The sequence below is a fragment of the Labrys wisconsinensis genome (assembly GCF_030814995.1).
In the GTDB taxonomy this organism is placed as follows: domain Bacteria; phylum Pseudomonadota; class Alphaproteobacteria; order Rhizobiales; family Labraceae; genus Labrys; species Labrys wisconsinensis.
On record NZ_JAUSVX010000006.1, the window covers coordinates 30,696 to 50,576 of the forward strand.

General features: G+C 70.0%; 20 protein-coding genes and 1 riboswitch. Of the genes, 7 read left to right on the forward strand and 13 right to left on the reverse strand.

Going from position 1 to position 19,881, the window contains the following annotated elements:
* Positions 1–62: 62 nt before the first annotated feature.
* The 8 genes from QO011_RS16910 to QO011_RS16945 form a co-directional block, all read right to left on the reverse strand.
* A complete protein-coding gene (locus QO011_RS16910; RefSeq protein ID WP_307274317.1) occupies positions 63–347 on the reverse strand; it encodes a type II toxin-antitoxin system RelE/ParE family toxin in 285 nt (94 codons plus the stop codon).
* Entirely contained in the window at positions 347–823 is a 477-nt protein-coding gene (locus QO011_RS16915) for a hypothetical protein (RefSeq protein ID WP_307274318.1), read from the reverse strand. Before QO011_RS16915 ends, QO011_RS16910 begins: the two co-directional genes overlap by 1 nt.
* A gap of 99 nt (positions 824–922) precedes the next feature.
* Complete coding sequence (gene gcvPB, locus QO011_RS16920) at positions 923–2,491, reverse strand: aminomethyl-transferring glycine dehydrogenase subunit GcvPB (RefSeq protein ID WP_307274320.1); 1,569 nt, start codon at positions 2,489–2,491, stop codon at positions 923–925.
* Positions 2,491–3,831, reverse strand: a complete 1,341-nt coding sequence (gene gcvPA / locus QO011_RS16925) for an aminomethyl-transferring glycine dehydrogenase subunit GcvPA (protein WP_307274322.1) — start codon at positions 3,829–3,831, stop codon at positions 2,491–2,493. Before gcvPA ends, gcvPB begins: the two co-directional genes overlap by 1 nt.
* A gap of 12 nt (positions 3,832–3,843) precedes the next feature.
* Entirely contained in the window at positions 3,844–4,323 is a 480-nt protein-coding gene (locus QO011_RS16930) for an OsmC family protein (protein WP_307274324.1), read from the reverse strand.
* 54 nt (positions 4,324–4,377) lie between these two features.
* A complete protein-coding gene (gcvH, locus tag QO011_RS16935) occupies positions 4,378–4,746 on the reverse strand; it encodes a glycine cleavage system protein GcvH (protein WP_307274326.1) in 369 nt (122 codons plus the stop codon).
* Between the two features lie 8 nt (positions 4,747–4,754).
* Complete coding sequence (gene gcvT, locus QO011_RS16940; RefSeq protein WP_307274327.1) at positions 4,755–5,903, reverse strand: glycine cleavage system aminomethyltransferase GcvT; 1,149 nt, start codon at positions 5,901–5,903, stop codon at positions 4,755–4,757.
* A 158-nt stretch (positions 5,904–6,061) separates the two neighbouring features.
* Positions 6,062–6,152, reverse strand: a riboswitch (glycine riboswitch).
* Between the two features lie 94 nt (positions 6,153–6,246).
* A complete protein-coding gene (locus QO011_RS16945) occupies positions 6,247–6,918 on the reverse strand; it encodes a hypothetical protein (protein WP_307274329.1) in 672 nt (223 codons plus the stop codon).
* A 234-nt stretch (positions 6,919–7,152) separates the two neighbouring features.
* On the opposite strand from QO011_RS16945, the gene ispH reads away from it, so the two are divergent.
* The 3 genes from ispH to rnhA are packed head-to-tail and all read left to right on the forward strand — an operon-like array spanning position 7,153 to position 9,634.
* Entirely contained in the window at positions 7,153–8,169 is a 1,017-nt protein-coding gene (gene ispH, locus QO011_RS16950; RefSeq protein WP_307274921.1) for a 4-hydroxy-3-methylbut-2-enyl diphosphate reductase, read from the forward strand.
* Positions 8,170–8,219: 50 nt separating this feature from the next.
* Positions 8,220–9,185, forward strand: coding sequence for a homoserine kinase (locus QO011_RS16955; RefSeq protein ID WP_307274331.1), 966 nt, complete (start codon positions 8,220–8,222; stop codon positions 9,183–9,185).
* Complete coding sequence (gene rnhA / locus QO011_RS16960; protein WP_307274332.1) at positions 9,182–9,634, forward strand: ribonuclease HI; 453 nt, start codon at positions 9,182–9,184, stop codon at positions 9,632–9,634. Before QO011_RS16955 ends, rnhA begins: the two co-directional genes overlap by 4 nt.
* Before the next feature lie 41 nt (positions 9,635–9,675).
* Here the strand turns inward: rnhA and QO011_RS16965 are convergent, their stop codons facing one another.
* Both QO011_RS16965 and QO011_RS16970 read right to left on the reverse strand, forming a co-directional pair.
* Positions 9,676–10,161, reverse strand: coding sequence for a peroxiredoxin (locus tag QO011_RS16965; RefSeq protein WP_307274334.1), 486 nt, complete (start codon positions 10,159–10,161; stop codon positions 9,676–9,678).
* A gap of 62 nt (positions 10,162–10,223) precedes the next feature.
* On the reverse strand, positions 10,224–11,045 hold the full coding sequence (locus QO011_RS16970) for a protein-disulfide reductase DsbD domain-containing protein (protein ID WP_307274336.1): 822 nt from the start codon (positions 11,043–11,045) through the stop codon (positions 10,224–10,226).
* Positions 11,046–11,268: 223 nt separating this feature from the next.
* Here QO011_RS16970 and QO011_RS16975 point away from each other — a divergent pair, with 223 nt between their 5' ends.
* The gene (locus QO011_RS16975) at positions 11,269–11,880 is read left to right on the forward strand and encodes a YqgE/AlgH family protein (RefSeq protein WP_307274338.1); all 612 of its coding nucleotides are present in this window, start codon (positions 11,269–11,271) and stop codon (positions 11,878–11,880) included.
* 300 nt (positions 11,881–12,180) lie between these two features.
* Positions 12,181–12,378: a hypothetical protein gene (locus QO011_RS16980; RefSeq protein ID WP_307274340.1), complete on the forward strand. Its 198-nt coding sequence runs from the start codon at positions 12,181–12,183 to the stop codon at positions 12,376–12,378.
* On the opposite strand, the gene QO011_RS16985 is transcribed toward QO011_RS16980, so the two are convergent.
* Entirely contained in the window at positions 12,366–12,626 is a 261-nt protein-coding gene (locus QO011_RS16985; protein ID WP_307274343.1) for a hypothetical protein, read from the reverse strand. The genes QO011_RS16980 and QO011_RS16985 overlap by 13 nt on opposite strands.
* Before the next feature lie 406 nt (positions 12,627–13,032).
* On the opposite strand from QO011_RS16985, the gene QO011_RS16990 reads away from it, so the two are divergent.
* Positions 13,033–13,572 carry an HNH endonuclease gene (locus QO011_RS16990; RefSeq protein ID WP_307274345.1) on the forward strand — a complete coding sequence of 180 codons (540 nt, stop codon included), beginning with the start codon at positions 13,033–13,035 and terminating at the stop codon, positions 13,570–13,572.
* A gap of 12 nt (positions 13,573–13,584) precedes the next feature.
* Here QO011_RS16990 and QO011_RS16995 read toward each other — a convergent pair whose 3' ends face one another.
* Positions 13,585–15,669: a putative bifunctional diguanylate cyclase/phosphodiesterase gene (locus QO011_RS16995; protein ID WP_307274346.1), complete on the reverse strand. Its 2,085-nt coding sequence runs from the start codon at positions 15,667–15,669 to the stop codon at positions 13,585–13,587.
* Between the two features lie 174 nt (positions 15,670–15,843).
* Complete coding sequence (locus QO011_RS17000) at positions 15,844–18,729, reverse strand: EAL domain-containing protein (RefSeq protein WP_307274348.1); 2,886 nt, start codon at positions 18,727–18,729, stop codon at positions 15,844–15,846.
* Positions 18,730–18,981: 252 nt separating this feature from the next.
* Between QO011_RS17000 and galU the strand changes: the two genes are divergently transcribed.
* Positions 18,982–19,857 (forward strand): UTP--glucose-1-phosphate uridylyltransferase GalU, encoded by an 876-nt coding sequence (gene galU / locus QO011_RS17005; protein ID WP_307274350.1) that lies wholly within the window; start codon positions 18,982–18,984, stop codon positions 19,855–19,857.
* Positions 19,858–19,881: the final 24 nt, after the last annotated feature.

Below are 19,881 nucleotides of genomic sequence, written 5' to 3' on the forward strand. Positions count from 1 at the left end.
GATCCCTCCGGACGAGACACGGCAGGCGGCCGATGCGGGTCTGTCCTCGGCGCAGGAAAGACCTATGGCTTCGGCGGCCACCGACGGGCGGCGTGCAGGACGCGCAGGATATCGACGATCTCGCCGGTCACCCGATAGATCAGGATGTAGGGGGTGTGTGCGATCACCAGCTCTTTTGTCCCGCGGACCCGTCCGGCGCGACCAAGCTGCGGATGGCGAATCAACATTCCGGCCGCGGCCTTGACCTTGTCGAGCTGGTCGCGTGCAGCCGCCGGGCTGTCCTGCGCGATGTGATCGGCAATTGCTTCAAGATCGTTCCGGGATGGCCGTGTCCAGGCGAGGCGCATTACGAGGCTGTCTTGCCGGCCCGCCGATCAAGCTCTGAGCGCTTCTCCTCGAACCAGAGCTCCATATCCTCCTGCGAGAGCACATCTCGCCGATCGGCGGCATCGAGGCCGGCCTGGACCTGCTCCCGGAACCAGGCGTCGTAGGCTGCCGCTTCGTGCTGCCGGCGCAGACGCTCCGACTGGTCCGGACGCCTGCGTTCCTGCGGGTTGGCTTCATGGCTGCGCGTGTCGATCTCGAACCGGGACAGGCCGAGTTCGTCGCGGACATAAGAGATCGCCGTGCTGACATTGCGCCACAGGCGTATCCTTCGTGACTTCTGGGCCGCCACCGCGCGTTCCACCGTGCCGTAGCGGACCAGGACGGCCCAACCGCCGGGTCGTCCGAGGATCGTCGCGCCGCCAATGGCCTTCGCCTCGACGAGGTTCCTGACAGCCTTGCTGTCGACGGTGTCGATCTGCGTGGGAGCATTCGGCATTCCGCACTCGATTCCTCAGAGCGTGCCGGACAATTATTGAGTAATTGCCCGGCGATGTCCAGCAAGCCGTGCTCCGCCCGATCGCGATTGCCGTCGATGCTACTCCGCCGCCTCCTGCTCGCGCACCGGCTCGGGTGCGCGCCAGCGCAGCACCGGCTGGCGCGCCGCCCGGGTCTCGTCCAGGCGGCGGCGCGGGGCGTGGTAGGGCGCCCCGGCGAAGCGCTCGGTGTCGCCGCGCTTCGCCGCCAGGGCGAGGTCGCGCAGCGTCATGACGAAGAGGTCGAGGGACGCCTTGGATTCGCTCTCGGTCGGCTCGATCAGCATGGCCCCGTGCACGACCAGCGGGAAATACACCGTCATCGGGTGATAGCCCTCGTCGATCATCGCCTTGGCGAAGTCGAGCGTGGTGATGCCGGTGTCCTTCAGCCAGGCGTCGTCGAACAGCACCTCGTGCATGCAGGGCTGGTCGCCGAAGGGCAGGGACATCAGGTCGCCGAGGCTGGCGCGGATATAGTTGGCGCTGAGCACCGCGTCCTCCGAGGCCTGGCGCATGCCGTCGGCGCCGTGGCTGAGCATGTAGGTCAGCGCCCGGGTGAACATGCCCATCTGGCCCTGGAAGGCGCACATGCGCCCGAAGGGCGTCGCGCCCTCCGGCGCATCCGCGGCCTGCTCGATCAGCCGGTCGGCGAGGACGAAGGGCAGCGGCACATGCGGCGCCAGCCGCGCCGACAGCACCACCGGCCCGGCGCCCGGCCCGCCGCCGCCATGCGGGGTGGAGAAGGTCTTGTGCAGGTTGATGTGCATGGCGTCGACGCCGAGGTCGCCCGGCCGGACCTTGCCGACGATGGCGTTGAAATTGGCGCCGTCGCAGTAGAAATAGGCTCCGGCCGCGTGCACCGCCTCGGCGATCTCGACGATGTCGCGCTCGAACAGGCCGCAGGTGTTCGGGTTGGTCAGCATGATCGCCGCCACCTGCGGGCCGAGCGCCTGGCGCATGGTCGCCACGTCCACCGTGCCGTCCGGCCGCACCGGGATCGACTGCACGGAGAAGCCGAGCAGCGCCGCCGTGGCGGGATTGGTGCCGTGGGCGGAGTCGGGCACCAGCACGACGGTGCGCACCGCGCCCTCGCCGCGGGCGGCGATGGCGTTCTTGATCGCCATCATGCCGCAGAGCTCGCCATGGGCGCCGGCCTTGGGCGTCATCGCCACCGCCGGCATGCCGGTGAGCTCCTTGAGATAATGCGCCAGCCGCTCGATCACCGCGAGCGCCCCGGGCACGGTCGAGACCGGCTGCAGGGGATGGGCGTCGGCGAAGCCGGCCATCCGCGCCACCTTCTCGTTGAGGCGCGGATTGTGCTTCATCGTGCAGGAGCCGAGCGGGAACAGCCCGGAATCGATGCCGAAATTCTTCTGCGACAGCCTGACATAGTGGCGCATCGTCTCCGGCTCGGAGAGGCCGGGCAGGCCGATCGGATCGCTGCGCTCCAGGTCGCCGAGGCGGGAGGGCACGTCGCCGGGCGCCTCGACGTCGACACCGGTCGTATCGAGGCGGCCGACCTCGAACAGCAGCGGCTCCTCGATCATCAGGGCGCGGTTGCCGGTGAAGGTGGGGTGGTCGGCGACGGCGGCCTCGCCGGCGGCGGAGGGACGGCCTTGACGGTTGAGCATCACAGCAGCTCCTTCAAAGCAGCCGCATAGGCGGCGCGGTCGTCGTCGGTGTTGACCTCGGTCGAGGCCACCAGGATGAGGTCGTCGAGGCCGGCGCCCGGCATCAGGCGCGACGCCGGCACGCCGCCGAGCACGCCCCGCGCCGCCAGGGCCTCGATGACGGCGGCGGCATCCCCGGGCACGCGGATGGTGAACTCGTTGAAGAAGGCCTGCTGCAGCACATCGACGCCCTTCACGCCGGCGAGCGCGTCGGCGAGCTTCACCGCGTTGGCGTGGTTGACCCGGGCCAGCGCCCTGAGCCCCTTCTCGCCGAGCAGCGTCATGTGGATGGTGAAGGCCAGCACGCACAGGCCCGAATTGGTGCAGATGTTGGAGGTGGCCTTGTCGCGGCGGATATGCTGCTCGCGGGTCGAAAGCGTCAGCACGAAGCCGCGCCGGCCTTCGGCGTCCACCGTCTCGCCGCAGAGGCGCCCCGGCATCTGCCGCACGAATTTCTGCCGCGTGGCGAACAGGCCGACATAGGGCCCGCCGAAATTCAGCGCGTTGCCGATCGACTGGCCCTCGCCGACCACGATGTCGGCGCCCATCGCGCCGGGCGGGCGCAGCAGGCCGAGCGAGACCGCCTCGGTGAACACGGCGATCAGCAGGGCGCCGGCGCGCTGGGCCGCGGCCGCCAGTGCCGTGAGGTCGCGCAGATTGCCGAACACATCCGGGGTCTGCACCACCACGCAGGACGTGTCCTCGTCGATGGCGGCGGCGAGGTCTTCCGCCGCGGTCACGTCGGGCGGCAGGGCGACCACCTCATCGCCGGCCATGCGCGACACCGTCTCGACGACGTCGCGGTAGTGCGGATGCAGGCCGCCCGAGAGCACCGCCTTGCGCCGCCTGGTGACGCGGTGGGCCATCAGCACCGCCTCGGCCGTGCCGGTCGACCCGTCATACATCGAGGCGTTGGCGACCTCCATGCCGGTCAGCAGCGCCACCTGCGTCTGGAACTCGAACAGATATTGCAGCGTGCCCTGGGCGATCTCCGGCTGGTAGGGCGTGTAGGAGGTCAGGAACTCCGAGCGCTGGATCAGATGGTCGACGCTCGCCGGCACGTGGTGCTTGTAGGCGCCGGCGCCGACGAAGAACGGCACGCTGCCGGCGGAGACGTTGCGGGCGGCGAGGCTCGCCATGATCCGCTCGACCTCGAGCTCGCTCTTGGCGCGCGGCAGGTCGGGCAAGGCGTCGAGGAGCTTGCCGGCCGGCACGCCGGCGAACAGGGCGTCGACGTCGCCGACGCCGATCCGGGCCAGCATCTCGCCGCGGTCGGCATCGGAAAGGGGCAGATAGCGCATGCGGGGGCCTCGTCAGACGAACATGGGCGGCGGGGGCACGATCACGATCTCGGTCTTCACCGAATTGGCGATGAAGCATTCCTCGTGGGCCTGGTGGTGCAGGCCGTCGATCTCGGTGGCGGTCGGGTGCTTGGCGCCGGAGATGGTCAGGGCCGGCCGCAGGGTGACGCGCGACACCCACATCTTGCCGCGCGGGTCGCGGCTCATCTCGCCGAGGGCCTCGTCGACATAGGAATCGATGACGAAGCCCTGCTTGCGCGCGAAGGACAGGAAGAACAGCATGTGGCAGCTCGACAGGGCGGCGACATAGGCCTCCTCCGGGTCGACGGCCTCCTCGCGCGACATCGGCAGCCGCACGATCGAGGGGGAGGAGGAGGCCGGCACGACGGTGCCGCCGTCGAACTCCCAGTCATGGGCGCGCGAATAGAGATTGTCGGTGAACACCGCGCCGTTGCGCCGCCAGCGCACGATGGCGTTGTAGCTGTGGGTCATGGGCTCAACCTCGTCGCAGCAGGGCCCGGCGGGCGGTGCGCCCGCCGGTGCGCCTCATCCGATCAGGGCCTTGTAGGCGGCTTCGTCCATCAGCCCCTCGAGCTCGGCCGGGTTGGCGAGCTTGATGCGGAAGAACCAGCCCTTGCCCAGCGGATCCTCGTTGACCGCGGAGGGCGCGTCGGGCAGCGTCTCGTTCACGGCGACGACCGTGCCCGACACCGGGGCGTAGACCTCGCTCGCCGCCTTGACCGATTCGACCACGGCCGCCTCGTCGCCCTGCTTCAGCGCCTTGCCGGTCGCCGGCAGCTCGACGAACACCACGTCGCCGAGCTGCGACTGGGCATAGTCGGTGATGCCCACGGTGGCGACGTCGCCGTCCACCGAGATATATTCGTGGTCCTTGGAAAATCTGACGACAGGCATGGCTTCCCTCAAGGTTTCTTGTAGCGGTGGGGGACGAACGGCAGCGGCACCACCGTGGCCGGCACGTCCTTGCCGCGCAGGTCCACGGTGAGCGCCGTTCCCGGCTCGGCGAAGCGGCGCAGGACATAGCCCATGGCGACCGGCGCGCCGAGGCTCGGGCCGAAGCCGCCCGAGGTGACGCTGCCGACCACGTCGCCGAAACTGTTCTTGATCACGGCGCCCTCGCGCACCGGCGCGCGGCCCTCGGGCCTCAGGCCGATGCGCAGGCGCGCCGGGCCGTCCTCGAGCTCGCGGCGGACCAGCACCGCGCCGGGAAAGCCCCCCGCCTCGCGCCGCCGCTTCTGGATCGACCAGGTCAGGCCCGCCTCCACCGGCGAGGTGGTCTCGTCGATGTCGTGGCCGTAGAGGCAGAGGCCCGCCTCGAGCCGCAGCGAATCGCGCGCGCCAAGCCCGATCGGCCTGACCCGCGGATCGGCGGTGAGCCGGTCCCACAGCGCCCGGGCCTCGCCGGCGCCGACCGAGATCTCGAAACCGTCCTCGCCGGTATAGCCCGAGCGCGAGAGGCCGACGGCGATGCCGTCGATCGTCGCGGTGGCGACACCCATGAAGGGCAGCGCCGCGGCCGGCGGGCAGTGCATCGCCATGACGGCCGCGGCCTCGGGGCCCTGCAGCGCCAGCAGCGCCCTGTCGTCATGGACGAGGAGCTCGGCCTTGCCGGCGAGCCTCTCGCGCAGCAGCGCGAAATCCGCCGCCTTGCGCGACGCGTTGACCACCAGCGCCAGCGTGCCGTCCGCGGCCGGGTCGGCCGGGCGGCTCACCATCAGGTCGTCGAGGATGCCGCCGTCGGCGTTGAGGAGCTGGGAATAGCGCTGGCGGCCCGGCGCCAGGCCGAGGATGTCGGCGGGGACCAGCGCTTCCAGCGCCGCGGCGACGGCGGCGTGGTTCGCGGCCCGGAGCGAGGCCTGCCCCATGTGGGAGACGTCGAACAGGCCGGCGGCGGCGCGGGTGTGAGTGTGCTCGGCGATGATGCCGCTCGGGTACTGCACCGGCATGGCATAGCCGGCGAAGGGCACCATGCGGGCACCGAGCGCGACATGGGCGCCGTGGAGCGGCGTTTCGAGGAGGGGATCGTCCGATCCCGAACTGGGCTCTGTCATCACGGCTCCCACGACAGGTTGCACCGCCGGACTTGCGTCCGGTCGAATGCCCCCTCTGTCGCGGTACCTGAGAGATTTCGCGGAAGGGCACCCTGGCCATCCGCTTACGCCCGTCGGTGAGCCCGGCGCCTGCGCGCCGTGCCGCTTTCCAGAGTGTCGTCCCCCACGCGGTCCGGTTGCCTGAGAGTTTCCGGGGCGGTTGCTCCTTCGGCGCCGGTCTCGGGGACCGGTCTCTTCCGCGGGGATCAAACGACTGAGGCGACGCTAGTGCTGCGCCGCAGCGTCGTCAACCCGCAAGGCGACGTCGCCCGCGAGAAAATTCCCGGTGTTTCCGAACGGCCTCTCAGGCCCGGCGCTTCCTGCGCACCGCCTCCGCCGGCTTGTTGCCGCCGAAGCCGATCTGGATCTCGTAATAGCGCACGGGCTTCTGCAGCGAGAGCGGCAGGAGGATGTCGTTGTCGATCAGCTTGAAGGTGCCCTGCGTGTCGCCGCCCGCCACCGAGGCCGAGACCTGGACGGTCTTGCTGTAGACCGTCTTCGCGTCGCGGTCGCGCACGGTGACGGTGAGTGGGGCCGAATAGGTGCCGGGCGAGCCCTTCTCGCCGAGGAGCACGCGGCCCTGGATGCCGATCTTGATGGCGATCGAGCTGCCGGAGACCAGCGAGCATTCCCGCGCGTAGTCGGACAGGATCAGCTGGTAGCGGACATTGTCGGGCGAAGCCGCTCCGGCATAGGAGGCATAGGAGGACATGCCGCTCGGCACGTTGATGGCGGGGCACTCGGCGTCCGGGTCCACCGGGACGACCACCGGCTTGGCCGATTCGGCCGAGGTGACGGTCACGCCGTTGACGCCGGGGGTGATGTTCGGGTTGGGGGCCTGCTCCTCGGCGGCCGAACCATAGACGCCGCTGAACCAGCTCGGACCACCGCTCCCGCCGCCGCAACCTCCGAGCGCCGCCAGCGCTGCCGCCGCCATGCACCGCGCGGCCCAGATGCCGATACGCCCACCGACCATGTCCCAACTCCGTGACGCCAAGTCCCATCGCGGAAGGCCGCACGCGGCCGGCTTTCCGCGAATCACCGGGCCGCGCCGCCGCGCCACGATCCGCGACCATCGCGGCGACGGCATGGCGCCCCGAGCATGCGCCTTCCTGCATGCCGCCTTATAGCATGGGCAATCGAACCGGCCAGCCGTCGCACGCCTCTATCTTGACGCCTGTTGCCGCTCGGCCCCATATCCGCGGCGATGATCGCGACCAAGCCGACCCTGACCGTCCTGCTCTGCACCCCCCGCGGCTTCTGCGCCGGCGTGGTGCGCGCCATCGACGCGGTGGAGCGGGCATTGAAGCTCTACGGGCCGCCGGTCTATGTGCGGCACGAGATCGTCCACAACAAATATGTGGTCGAGGCCCTGAAGGCGAAGGGCGCCGTCTTCGTGGAGGAGCTCGCCGAGGTGCCCGAGACCACGGCGCCGGTGATCTTCTCCGCCCATGGCGTGGCCAAGTCGGTGCCGGCCGAGGCCGCCGCCCGCAACCTCCTCACCATCGACGCCACCTGCCCGCTGGTGACCAAGGTGCACCGCGAGGCGGAGATCCATTGGCGGCGCGGCCGCGAGATCGTGCTGGTCGGCCATCACGGCCATCCCGAGGTGGTCGGCACCATGGGCCAGCTTCCCGAAGGCGCGGTGCGCCTGGTCGAGACGCTGGAGGATGTCGCCGCCTTCACCCCGCGTGATCCCGAGCGGCTCGCCTTCATCACCCAGACCACGCTCTCCGTGGACGACACCGTCGGCATCGTCGATGCTCTGAAGCAGCGCTTCCCCGCCATCGTCGGCCCGCACAAGGAGGATATCTGCTACGCCACCACCAATCGCCAGCAGGCGGTGAAGGCGGTGGCGCCGCGGGTCGAGGCGATGATCATCGTCGGCGCCCCGAACTCCTCGAACTCCCTGCGCCTGCGCGAGGTGGCCGAGCGTCAGGGCTGCGCCGTCTCGCGCCTGGTGCAGCGCGCCGCCGACATCGACTGGTCGGAGTTCGGCGCCATCGCCTCGCTCGGCGTCGCCGCCGGCGCCTCGGCGCCCGAGGTGCTGGTCGAGGAGGTGCTCGACGCCTTCGCCGAGCGCTATGTCCTGGCCGTCGAGACCGTGTCCACCGCGGACGAGAGCGTGTTCTTCCCGCTGCCGCGGGAGGTGCGCGACGCGCCGGAGACCCTGGCCGCGCGGCTCGAGGACGCTGCCGCCCGGCCGGTGCTCGCCGCCAAGGTTTGACGCCGCTTCCCCGTCTCCGCTAAGTGGGGCGCCCAGTCCGGAACCCGCGCATGGCCGTCTATACCGAAGTCTCCGACGAGGAGCTCACCCGCTTCGTTGCGGGCTACGACATCGGCGCGGTGCTGGCCTGCAAGGGCATCGCCGAGGGCGTGGAGAACACCAACTACCTCCTGCGCACCGAGAAGGGCTCCTTCATCCTGACGCTCTACGAGAAGCGGGTGCGCCGCGAGGACCTGCCCTTCTTTCTCGACCTGATGGAGCATCTCGCCGGCCGCGGCGTCAGCTGCCCGCTGCCGGTGCGCCGGCGCGACGGGGCGGCGCTCGGCGAGCTGGCGGGGCGTCCGGCGGCGATCATCACCTTCCTGGAGGGCGTGTGGATCCGCCGCCCCCATGTCGAGCACTGCGCCGCCGTCGGGCGGGCGCTGGCGGCGATGCATCTTGCCGCGCTCGACTATGCCGGGCGCCGGCCCAATGCCCTCAGCGTGCCCGGCTGGGGGCCGCTGTTCGCGCAGGCCGAGGGCCGGGCCGACACCGTGCAGCCGGGCCTGGATGCGGCGGTGCGCGAGGAGCTCGCCTTCCACGCGGCGCATTGGCCCGGGGAGCTGCCGGTCGGCACCATCCATGCCGATCTCTTTCCCGACAACGTCTTCTTCCTGCGCGGCCGCTTCTCCGGCCTGATCGATTTCTACTTCGCCTGCACCGACATCCTCGCCTACGACGTCGCCATCTGCCTCAACGCCTGGTGCTTCGAGCCGGACCAGGCCTACAACGCCACCAAGGGCAGGGCCCTGCTGGCCGGCTACCGCTCGGTGCGGCCGCTGTCGGAGGCCGAGATCGCGGCGCTGCCGGTGCTCGCCCGCGGCGCGGCGCTGCGCTTCCTGCTGACGCGCCTGGTCGACTGGCTCAACGTGCCGCCGGGCGCCCTGGTCAAGCCCAAGGACCCGGTCGAGTACCTCAAGAAGCTGCGTTTCCACCAGCGCGTCGCCGGCGCGGCCGAATACGGGCTCGACGCGTGAACGCACGGCGGCTGACGCTCTACACCGACGGCGCCTGCTCGGGAAATCCGGGGCCGGGCGGCTGGGGTGCGATCCTGATCTGGGGCGAGCACAGGAAGACGCTCTGCGGCGGCGAGGCGCAGACCACCAACAACCGCATGGAGCTCCTGGCCGCGATCGAGGGGCTGGAGGCGCTGTCGCGCGGCTGCGCCGTCGACCTGCACACCGACAGCCAGTACCTGCGCAACGGCATCCTGAGCTGGATCCACGGCTGGAAGCGCAACGGCTGGCGCACCGCCGACAAGAAGCCGGTGAAGAACGAGGACCTGTGGAAGCGTCTCGACGCCGCCATCGAGCGCCACGACGTCACCTGGCACTGGGTCAAGGGCCATGCCGGCGAGCCCCTGAACGAGGAGGCCGACCTCCTCGCCCGCCAGGGCATGGCGCCCTATCTGAAGGCCCGTCGCTGAGCAGGCTCTCCCGACCCTGCCCAGCAGACCTGGCCGCGCGCCTACAGCGCCTGCAGCAGGGTGGCGGCGCTGGAGACGTCGGCCTGGCTCGGGTTCTCTTCCTTGTTGATCAGCGTCACCACGCCGTCGTCGACGACCATGGCGTAGCGCTGCGAGCGCAGGCCGAGGCCGCGGGCGGTGACGTCGAGATCCATGCCGATCGCCTTGGCGAAGTCGCCGCTGCCGTCGGCCAGGAACTCGATCTTGCCGGCGGCGCCGGTGGCCTTGGCCCAGGCGTCCATCACGAAGGGGTCGTTGACCGCGGTGACGGCGATGGCGTCGACGCCCTTGGCCAGGATCTCCTCGCGCGCGGTGAGGAAGCCCGGCAGATGGTTCTTGTGGCAGGTCGGGGTGAAGGCGCCGGGCACCGCGAACAGCACGACCTTGCGGCCGTTGAACACGTCGGCGGTGGAGCGCACGACGACGCCGTCGGGCGTCGTCACGCGGAAGGCGGTCTCGGGCAGGCGATCGCCGGGCTTGATCGTCATCGGGAAACTCCGTGGTGGGATGGGCAGCTTCGATATGGCGCCGCGAGCGGCGGCGTAAAGGGTCAGGGCAGCGTATAGGGCGTTTCGATCGCCCCGGCCTCGTCGACCAGGGTGAAGCGCAGCACCTGGCCGGCAGTCTCCGCGGATTTGGGCAATCCGTCCAGCGTCAGGGTGAAGCGGCGTCCCTCGGCATCGGCGCCGGCCGCCTGCGGCACGGCCAGATACCAGTCCGGCGGGCCGTCGACGAACAGCGTCGCCGAGGAGGAGGCCCTGGCCGTGACGGTCAGCCGCAGCGGCTTGGCCGAGCCGTCCACGGCGATGCCGAGCACCGCCGGCGCGCCCGCCGCGCCGAGCGCCCGGGGCTGCGGCACCGCCGCCTGCGCCGTGGCCAGCAGGGCCTGCGCGCTCGCGTCCGGCGGGATGGCGGGATCGAGCGTCAGCCTGGCCTCGCCCTTGGCCGGCACGCAGATGGTCTTGCAGACGGCGTAGCCGAGCGCCAGCGACAGGGTCGCGGGCCTGGTCGCATCCTTGGGCTCGACCTTCAGGGGCAGCACCGTGTCCGCCTTGTAGCCGATGGTGACGCCGTCCTCGTCGTCGAAGCGCTGCGGCGCCGGCCAGAGCACCGTCACATCGGCGACATTGTCCGAGCCGGACCAGTCGAACACCGGCGGCACGCCGGAGTCGCCGGGGTTGCGCCAATAGGTCTTCCAGCCCGGGTCGAGCCGGATCTCCAGCCCGGCGCTGCGCTCGCCCGGGGTCGAGGAGCCCGGCACGAGGCGGATGGCCGCACCGGTCGTCGCCGACCAGGGCGAGGCGCCGGCCGAGCCCGGTTCGCAGAGGCAGAGAAGGAGCGCCGCGGCGGCGCAGTGGCGCAGGATTTGCATCAAAAATCGTCCGAATGCAGGCGTTGCGAGGCGGCGCCGGCCCGGAGCGGCGGGCCGGGCCGGACGGCGGCTGCTTAGCCCAGGCCGGGTGCTCCCGCCAGCCACGAAGGCGTGACAGCCGGTCGTGCGCCGCGCGGCACGGAGGCAACACCCCTCGACGGATGCGGCGGCCGCCCCATATTTTTGCCTTAACAAAGACAGGTCCATGCGTCACGATCACCCAATGGGTTCCCGGTTCCGCTCCTCCCCGGTCGCGACAAGCGGCTTTCTCGACGGCAAGATCCTCGTTGCCATGCCGAGCATGCGCGACGAGCGGTTTGCGCGCAGCGTCATCTATCTCTGCGCCCATTCCGACGAGGGCGCGATGGGAATCGTCGTCAACCAGCCGGCCAAGAACGTCCGCTTCGACGAGCTCCTGCACCAGCTCGGCGTGGTCAGCTCGGTCGCCGACATCAAGGCGCCGCGCGGCACGCCGATCCGGGTGCTGAACGGCGGCCCGGTCGAGTCCGGCCGCGGCTTCGTGCTGCACACCAACGACGTGTTCATCGACAATTCCTCGCTGCCGATCGAGAGCAACATCTGCCTCACCGCCACGCTCGACATCCTGCGCAGCATCGCGCTCGGCGAAGGGCCGGAGCAGGCGCTGCTGGCGCTCGGCTATGCCGGCTGGGGCGCCGGGCAGCTGGAGCAGGAGATCAACGCCAACGGCTGGCTCCATTGCGACGCCGATCCCGACATCATCTTCGGGCCCGAGACCGATACCAAATACGAGCGGGCGCTACGCAAGATCGGCATCGAGCCCGGCATGCTGTCGAGCGAGGCCGGCCACGCCTGAGGGCGGTCGACCGCGTCGGTTTTCTCCGCAACCCGGCCATCCCGGCTCGATCGCGCGGCGACCGCTCGCGGCAGCGGGACGATCGCCATCCGCACCGGGCCTCGCGCCATCGATCGGCCGCCCGCGGTAGAACGGGCCGCGTCGACGCGTCCTGCATCGAGCCCGCGAGATCGGAACAAGGATTCCGTCCCCGCGTTCCCCCAAGGAGCTCGTGATGCCCGCGCCCGCCCATCGGTCGGCGCGGGACGCTCTGCCGAAGCCTTTGCGCCGGCCCTTCGTTCACCCATCAGGAGAAACGCAATGTCCGCAGCAGCCCGTTATCCCTCCAATGCCGCCGTCATCGACGAGCTGATCACCGACGCCACCGTCGAGGCCCTGAACGCCGCCCTCGCCGGCCACGGCATCAGCGCCGACCGCATCGTCGCCGTGCACTATCTCGACGGCGTCTATCTCGCGAACGGCGCCAAGCCGCGCTATCGCGTGCTCTACCGGGCCTGAACGCCCGCCAAGCTCCGCGGGGCCGGGTGGCCGACCGCCTTGCCGTCGGTCATGGCTGCGTCGATGGCCTTCTCACCGGTCTCGCTGGAGATCGCGATCTCCGTCGCCCCGATTTCTTGAAGGAAATCGTCGACGATGGTGCGAGCTTGGCGAATCGTGTCCGCGTCGGCGCGGAGAGCACCGCCGACCCTGCGCGGCCTGGTCCGCGCCAGCGCGACCGACGCTTCGTAGCGGACCGGCGGCGACACGTAAGAAACATCCTGCTTTGGATATCCAGCCAACGGTTCTCGACCGGGCGCGCCCGACGTTCCGGGATGCCTCGCCGCGCCGCCGTTTCGACACCCGGCTCGACAAGCCGGTGATTCGCCTGGAATAATCGAGGCCCCGAGGCGCCGGCATCCGTGGGATGTCCGGGGCCTCGCCCGCGGCAGGGGCCGGACGTCGTTCCGGCCTCGGCGAAAGGAGGCGACCGCAGCGAGCCTGCACCGCACGACCATCTGCCGATCGGCTTCGGCGTACGCCCCGTCATCGGGCCGTCGCAAAGAGCCTTTTGGAGTGACTGGCATCCGGCCGGGGCACCCGGCTCGATGCGCATGCCGCCGCCGCCGCTCCCCGTCCGGGGCGCAGCCCGATCCGCTCGAAGGAGGAGCCGTCATGACCGAAGCCCATCCGGCGCTCGTGCTCAACGCCGACTTCCGTCCGCTGAGCGTGTTCCCGCTGTCGCTGCTGTCCTGGCAGGACGCCCTGAAGGCCGTGGTGCGGGAGGCGGTGAACGTCGTCGCCGAATATGACGCCGTCGCCCGCAGCCCGTCGCGGCAGATGCGGCTGCCCTCGGTCGTGGCGCTGCGCACCTACCAGAAGGTCGAGCGGCACGTGCCGTTCACGCGCTACAACCTGTTCCTGCGCGACGACTTCACCTGCCAATATTGCGGCCAGGGCTTCGCTTCGCGGGATCTGCAGTTCGAGCACGTGGTGCCCCGCTCCAGGGGCGGGCGGACCTGCTGGGAGAACATCGTCGCGGCTTGCGACGCCTGCAACACGGTGAAGGCCGACCGGCTCGACATGCGGCCGCGGCGGGCGCCGCGCAAGCCTCTGGCCTGGGAGCTCCTGGCCAAGAGCCGCGCCTATCCCCCGCGCTTCCTGCACCAGAGCTGGGTCGACTACCTCTACTGGGACAGCGAGCTGCAGGGCTGAAGCGTCCGGCCCTCAGGCCATCACCCGCCGCCCGACCCGCGCCGGCGGCACGCGGCCGGCGAAGGGCACGGCCCTGTCGTCGCTGTCCTTGCCGTGCCGGAAGATCTGGTCGACCGGCTTGGGGTGGCCGAGGAAGAAGCCTTGCGCCTCGTCGCAGCGCTCGGCCCGCAGGATCGAGAGCTGGTCGTCGGTCTCCACGCCCTCGGCCAGCACCGGGATGTCGAGGCTCTTGCCGAGCGTCAGCACCGCGCGGACGATCGCCTTGGCCTGCGGGCTGAGCTCGACCTCGCTCATGAAGGAGCGGTCGAGCTTGATCTTGTCGAAGGGGAAGGAGCGCAGCGTGTCGAGCGAGGAATAGCCGGTGCCGAAATCGTCGAGGGCGATGGTGACGCCCAGCGCCCGGATCTGGCGCAGGATGTGCAGCGTGCGCGTCTTGTCGGCGATGATGGTGGATTCGGTGATCTCGAGCTCGAGCCGGCTCGGCGCCAGGCCCGTCTCGATGAGGATCTCGTGGATCAGCCGGGCGAGATCGGCATGGGCGAACTGCACCGGCGACAGGTTGACGGCGATCTTGGTCGGCGTGTCCCAGGTGGCCGCCTGGCGGCAGGCGGTGCGCAGCACCCATTCGCCGATGGCCAGGATCAGGCCGTTCTCCTCGGCGATCGGGATGAACTCCGAGGGCGGCACCTGGCCACGCTCGGGATGGTTCCAGCGCAGCAGCACTTCGTAGCCGCGCACATCGCCCGTCTCCACCGAGGTCTGCACCTGGTAGTGCAGCTCCAGCTGGTCGAGCTCGATGGCACGGCGCAGGGTCTGCGCCAGCGCGCGGCGGGCGCGCGAAGCTTCGTCCATGCGCGATTCGTAGAAGCACACCGCCCGCGTCACGTCGGCCTTGGCGCGGTACATGGCGAGGTCGGCGTTGCTCATCAGCCGTTCCTGGCTGTCGCCGTCCTCCGGATAGATCGCCACGCCGATGCTGGCGCCCATGGCCGCCTCGAAGTCGTCGAGGCGCACCGGCTCGAACAGCGTCGTCTCCAGGCGCGCGACGAAGTCGAGCAGGTCGTTCTGGTCGGTGAAGCGCTTGATGGCGGCGAACTCGTCGCCGCCGACCCGGGCGATGAACTCGCCGTCCTTGCGCTGGCGCGACAGGCGGCGGGCGATGGTCTTGAGCGCCTGGTCGCCGGCCTGGTGGCCGCGCAGGTCGTTGATCTCCTTGAACCGGTCGAGATCGATGCCGAGCACCGCGACCTTGCTGCCTTCCTCCGCGGCACGGCCGATCTCGCTCTCCAGGCAATCGCCGAAGCTGACGCGGTTGGGCAGGCCGGTGAGGGCGTCGTTATGGGCGAGGTGCTGCAGCCGCTGGTAGGATTCGAGGCTCGAGCGCGCGTCGATGAGGTAGCTGGCCACGCCCGTGGCCGCGATGATGAAGCCGACCCCGGCCACCGCGATCGCCATCGCCCGCAGCACGTCCGGATCGGTTCCGGCGAGGCCTGTCGCCATCGGCGTCACCGAGGCTGCCGCCATGGCGGTGAAATGCAGGCCGACCACCGCGAGCACGAACAGGACGAGCGCGAGATATTTCGAGCCCGCGAGCGGCCGGCGCACCGCCTGGCCGACGGCCAGCGCCCCGAGCACCACGGCGATGACGACCGAGGCGGCGACATAGTCCGTGTTCCAGGCGATGACGCCGTCGACCCGGTAGGCCATCATGCCGGTATAGTGCATCAGGGCGATGGCGAGGCCCACCGCCCCGCCGCCGAGCTCCGGCGCCAGCGGCGGGATGCGCATCAGCGCGGCGGCGAAGCCGTAGCCGCAGCCGACGATGGCGATGACCAGCGACACCATGGTGAGCAAGGGATCGAAGGCGATCGGCGCCTTCGGCTCATAGGCGAGCATGGCGATGAAATGGGTGCACCACACCGAGGAGCCGGCCGCGACCGCGGCCAGGAAGATCCAGCCGCTCTTCTGCAGGCCCCGCCGCTCGTCGGCCCGCCGGAACAGGTCGAGCGCCACCCAGCTGCCGCTGATGCAGGTGAGGGCGGCGAGCAGCACCAGCCAGGGATTGTGCTCCGTGGCGATGCAGGAGAGGACGCGCATGAAAGGGGACCCCCCGGCCGGTACTGGAGAAAGGAACGGCCGGGAGGGACATTCATTTTCTCATCCGACGAAATACGGCCGGACTCGCCTATAAAACGTAAATAAAACCAATCTGATGAGAGCGGACGCTCGTGTTTGTGGCGGGACCGGGCCCGAACGGCCGGGCGCGGCGCCTCAGGCGCGCAGCCGGACCGGCCCGGCGATCAGCCGGCGCGCCTCTTCCGCCGTCATCGGCTCGCCGAAGGCGTAGCCCTGGGCATATTCGCAGCCGAGGGCGAAGAGCTCGGCGGCATCGGCGTCGGTCTCGGCGCCCTCGGCCACCACGTCCATGCCGAGGTCGTGCGCCATGGCGATGATCGAGCGCAGGATCACCGGCCGCGCGCCGCTGCCGTTCTGGCGCACGAAGCTCTGGTCGATCTTGATGGTGTCGAAGGGAAAGCGCTGGAGATAGGCGAGGCTGGAATAGCCGGTGCCGAAATCGTCCATCGACAGGCCGGCGCCGAGGTCGCGGACCTGGATCAGCATCTGGGCGGCGTATTCGGGATTCTCCATCACCAGGCTCTCGGTGATCTCGAGCTTCAGCGAGCCGGGCGCCACCGCCGAGCGCGACAGCACGCCCTTGAGGTCGTGGATCAGGTCGTGGCGCAGGAGCTGGCGGCTGGAGACGTTGACGCTGGCGAAGATCGGCGGGTCGCTCTCGACCAGCCGCTGCCAGGTGACGAGCTGGCGCGTGGTCTTGTCGAGCACGGAGAGGCCGAGGTCGACGATGAGGCCGCTGTCCTCGGCCACCGGGATGAAGTCGCGCGGCGACATGCGGCCGAGCCGGGGATGATCCCAGCGCACCAGCGCCTCGAAGCCGGCGATGGTCCGGTCCTCCAGCCGCACGATCGGCTGGTACAGCACCTTGATCTCGTCGCGCTCGATCGCCCGCCTGAGGTCCGCCTCCAGCGCCAGCCGGTCCGGCTGGTCGCTGCGCATGGCCGGGCGGAACACCTCGATACGGTCGCCGCCATGCTTCTTGGCATGGTACATGGCGATTTCGGCGTCCTTGAGCGCCTCCTCGGCCCGGATGCCGCCCTCGCCGTCGATCAGCACCACGCCGATCGAGGCGGTGAGGAAGATCTCGCGATCGGCCACCGCCACCGGCGTGCGCAGCGTCCGGCGGATGGTCTCCGCGAAGGCGCTGATCTGCGCGGGGTCGTGCTCGGACATGACGATCAGGCCGAACTGGTCGCCGCTGATCCGCGCCACGCTGTCGCGCGGCTTGAGCAGGCGCGACAGGCGGCGCGCCACGGTCAGCAGGATGGAATCGCCGACGGCCAGGCCCACCGAATCGTTGATCTTCTTGTAGCGGTCGATGTCGAGCAGGATCAGCGCCGGCCGCGCCTCCGGGGCCTGGCGGGCGAAGGCCAGGGCGGCCTCCAGCCGGTCCATGAACAATTCGCGGTTGGGCAGGCCGGTGAGATTGTCGTGCACCGCATCGTGCAGCAGCCGCTCCTGGGCTGTCTTCTGCTCGGTGACGTCGGCGATGACGCCGACGCAGCGCACCACCTCGCCGTCCGAGCCGACCACCGGCCGGGCCTTCAGGCTCAGCCAGCGGTAATGGCCGTCGCCGGAGCGGATGCGGAAGTCCTGGGACACCCGCCCGCGGCGCTGGTCGATCACCGCGTCGAGGGCGGTGCGGAAGCGGTCGCGGTCGAGCACGTGCACCAGCTCGAGCCAGCGACTCGCCGGCCCGTCCAGCGTGCCGCGCTTGACGGCGAGGAGCTGGTCCGCCTCCGGGCTGACATAGATCTTGTCGGCCGGCACGTCCCAGTCCCAGACGATGTCGCCCGAGCCGGTGAGGGCCAGCGCCTTGCGCTCGGTGTCCGACATCAGCCCGGGCGCGAAGGCTCCGCCGGCAAAGGCGTGCTGCATCACCGTGAAGCCGATCAGCATCACCACCAGCACCAGGCCGCCGGTGAGGGCGGGCTGCACCAGGTCGTTGGTGAGGTGCCCGGTGATGGTCATGCCGGCGGCCACCACCCAGGCCAGCAGCAGCGTCCAGGTCGGGATCAGCATCACCGCCCGGTCATAGCCGTAGGCGGCGAGGTAGATGATGATCAGGAGGCCCACCGCCGCCAGCGTGGCGATGGAGATGCGCGCCACGCCCGCCGCCACCGGCGCGTCGACCACGGCCAGGCCCACCAGGGCGCAGAGCGCCACCAGCCAGGCGGCCAGCACGTAGCTGTAGCGCACGTGCCAGCGGTTGAGGTTGAGATAGGCGAAGAGGAAGACCAGGAGCGTCGCCGAGAAGATCGCCTCGGCCCCGGCGCGCCAGGTGCGGTCGCCGTCGGCCTGGATGGCCAGGATCTTGTGCAGGAAGCCGAAATCGATGGCGAGATAGGCCAGCACCGCCCAGGCCAGGGCTGCGGCCGCCGGGAACATGGCCGTGCCCTTGACCACGAAGGCGATGGTCAGGAACAGCGCCAGGAGCCCGGCAATGCCCATGACGATGCCCTTGTAGAGCGTCAGCGAGTTGATCTTGTCCTTGTAGGCGTCGGGATCCCACAGGTAGAGCTGCGGCAGCTTGGCGGTGCGCAGCTCCGCCACGAAGGTGATGCGCGAGCCCGGGTCGAGCGTGATGCGGAACACGTCGGCGTCGTTGGCGTCCTCGCGCTCCGGCCGGAAGCCCTGGCTCGGCGTGATGTCGGCGATGCGCGAGGCGCCGAGGTCGGGCCAGACCAGGCCCGAGCCGACCAGACGGAAATGCGGCGCGACCAGGATGCGGTCGATCTGCTCGTCCGTGGTGTTGGCGAGCGCGAAGCCGATCCAGTTGGGGTTGGCGCCCGCTTCCTTGGCGCGCACCTCGATGCGGCGCACGATGCCGTCTGGGCCCGGTGCGGTCTGGATCTGGATACGGTCGCCCTGCGTCGAATAGAACTGCACCGCCGGCGACAGGTCGATGGCATCGACATCGTTCGTCACCGACACCGGCTCGAGCGCCGAAGCCGGTGCGACCGCCGCCAGGACGCAGACCAGGAAGGCCGTGACGGCTGCGATGACTGTCTTGAAACTCAACGCACGATCTCCGGCTGCCGGCCGCCTGGCGCGGCCCGACCCCACCTGCCCCCGAAATGTGTCAGGAAGCAGTACCGGGCGCGCGGGCCTTCGGCAAGCGCCGACCGGGCCGGCACAGCCGAATCAGGGGCAAAGAGTCCCAGCCGGCCCCGGAGAGATTGCGCGCCGGCTTTCATCGCGGCAAAACTGGTCCATATGCATGGGTCGGCATGGCGCCGCCATGCTGCGTCCGTCACCTCCAGAAGGCCCGCCATGAAGCGTATCCGCAAAGCCGTCTTCCCCGTCGCCGGTCTCGGCACCCGTTTCCTCCCCGCCACCAAGTCGGTGCCCAAGGAGATGCTGACCGTCGTCGACAAGCCGGTGATCCAGCATGTGGTCGACGAGGCGCGCGAGGCCGGCATCGAGCACTTCATCTTCGTCACCGGCCGCAACAAGGGCGTGATCGAGGACCATTTCGACATCGCCTACGAGCTCGATTCGATGCTCCGGACGCGCGGCAAGACCGAGGCGCTCGAGGAGCTCAAGCGCCTGCTGCCCGCCGCCGGCCAGACCGCCTTCACCCGGCAGCAGGAGCCGCTCGGCCTTGGCCACGCGGTCTGGTGCGCCCGCGACATCGTCGGCAACGAGCCTTTCGCCCTGCTGCTGCCGGACATGCTGCACCACGGCCAGGGCAAGGGGTGCCTCGCCGAGATGATGGAGGCCTATGACAAGGTCGGCGGCAACCACATCGCCGTGTTCGAGGCCCCGCACGACCAGACCCACCAGTACGGCATCGTCGGGCGTGGCACCGAGATCGGCGGCAATGCCTTCGAGATCACCCAGATGGTGGAGAAGCCCCCGAAGGGCACCGCCCCGTCGAACCTGGCGGTGTCGGGCCGCTATATCCTGCAGCCGGAGGTGTTCGCCCTGCTGGAGACGCAGGAGCGCGGCGCCGGCGGCGAGATCCAGCTCACCGATTCGATGCTGACCCTGGCCAGGACGCAGAAGTTCTACGGCTCGGTGTTCAAGGGCCGCATCTTCGACACCGGCCAGAAGATCGGCTTCCTCGTCGCCAACGTCGCCTATGCCCTGGCGCGGCCGGACCTCGGCGAGGAGCTCCGGGCGGAGCTGAGGGCGCTCGGCCTCTGAGCCCGGGCGGATTCTTCGATCCCG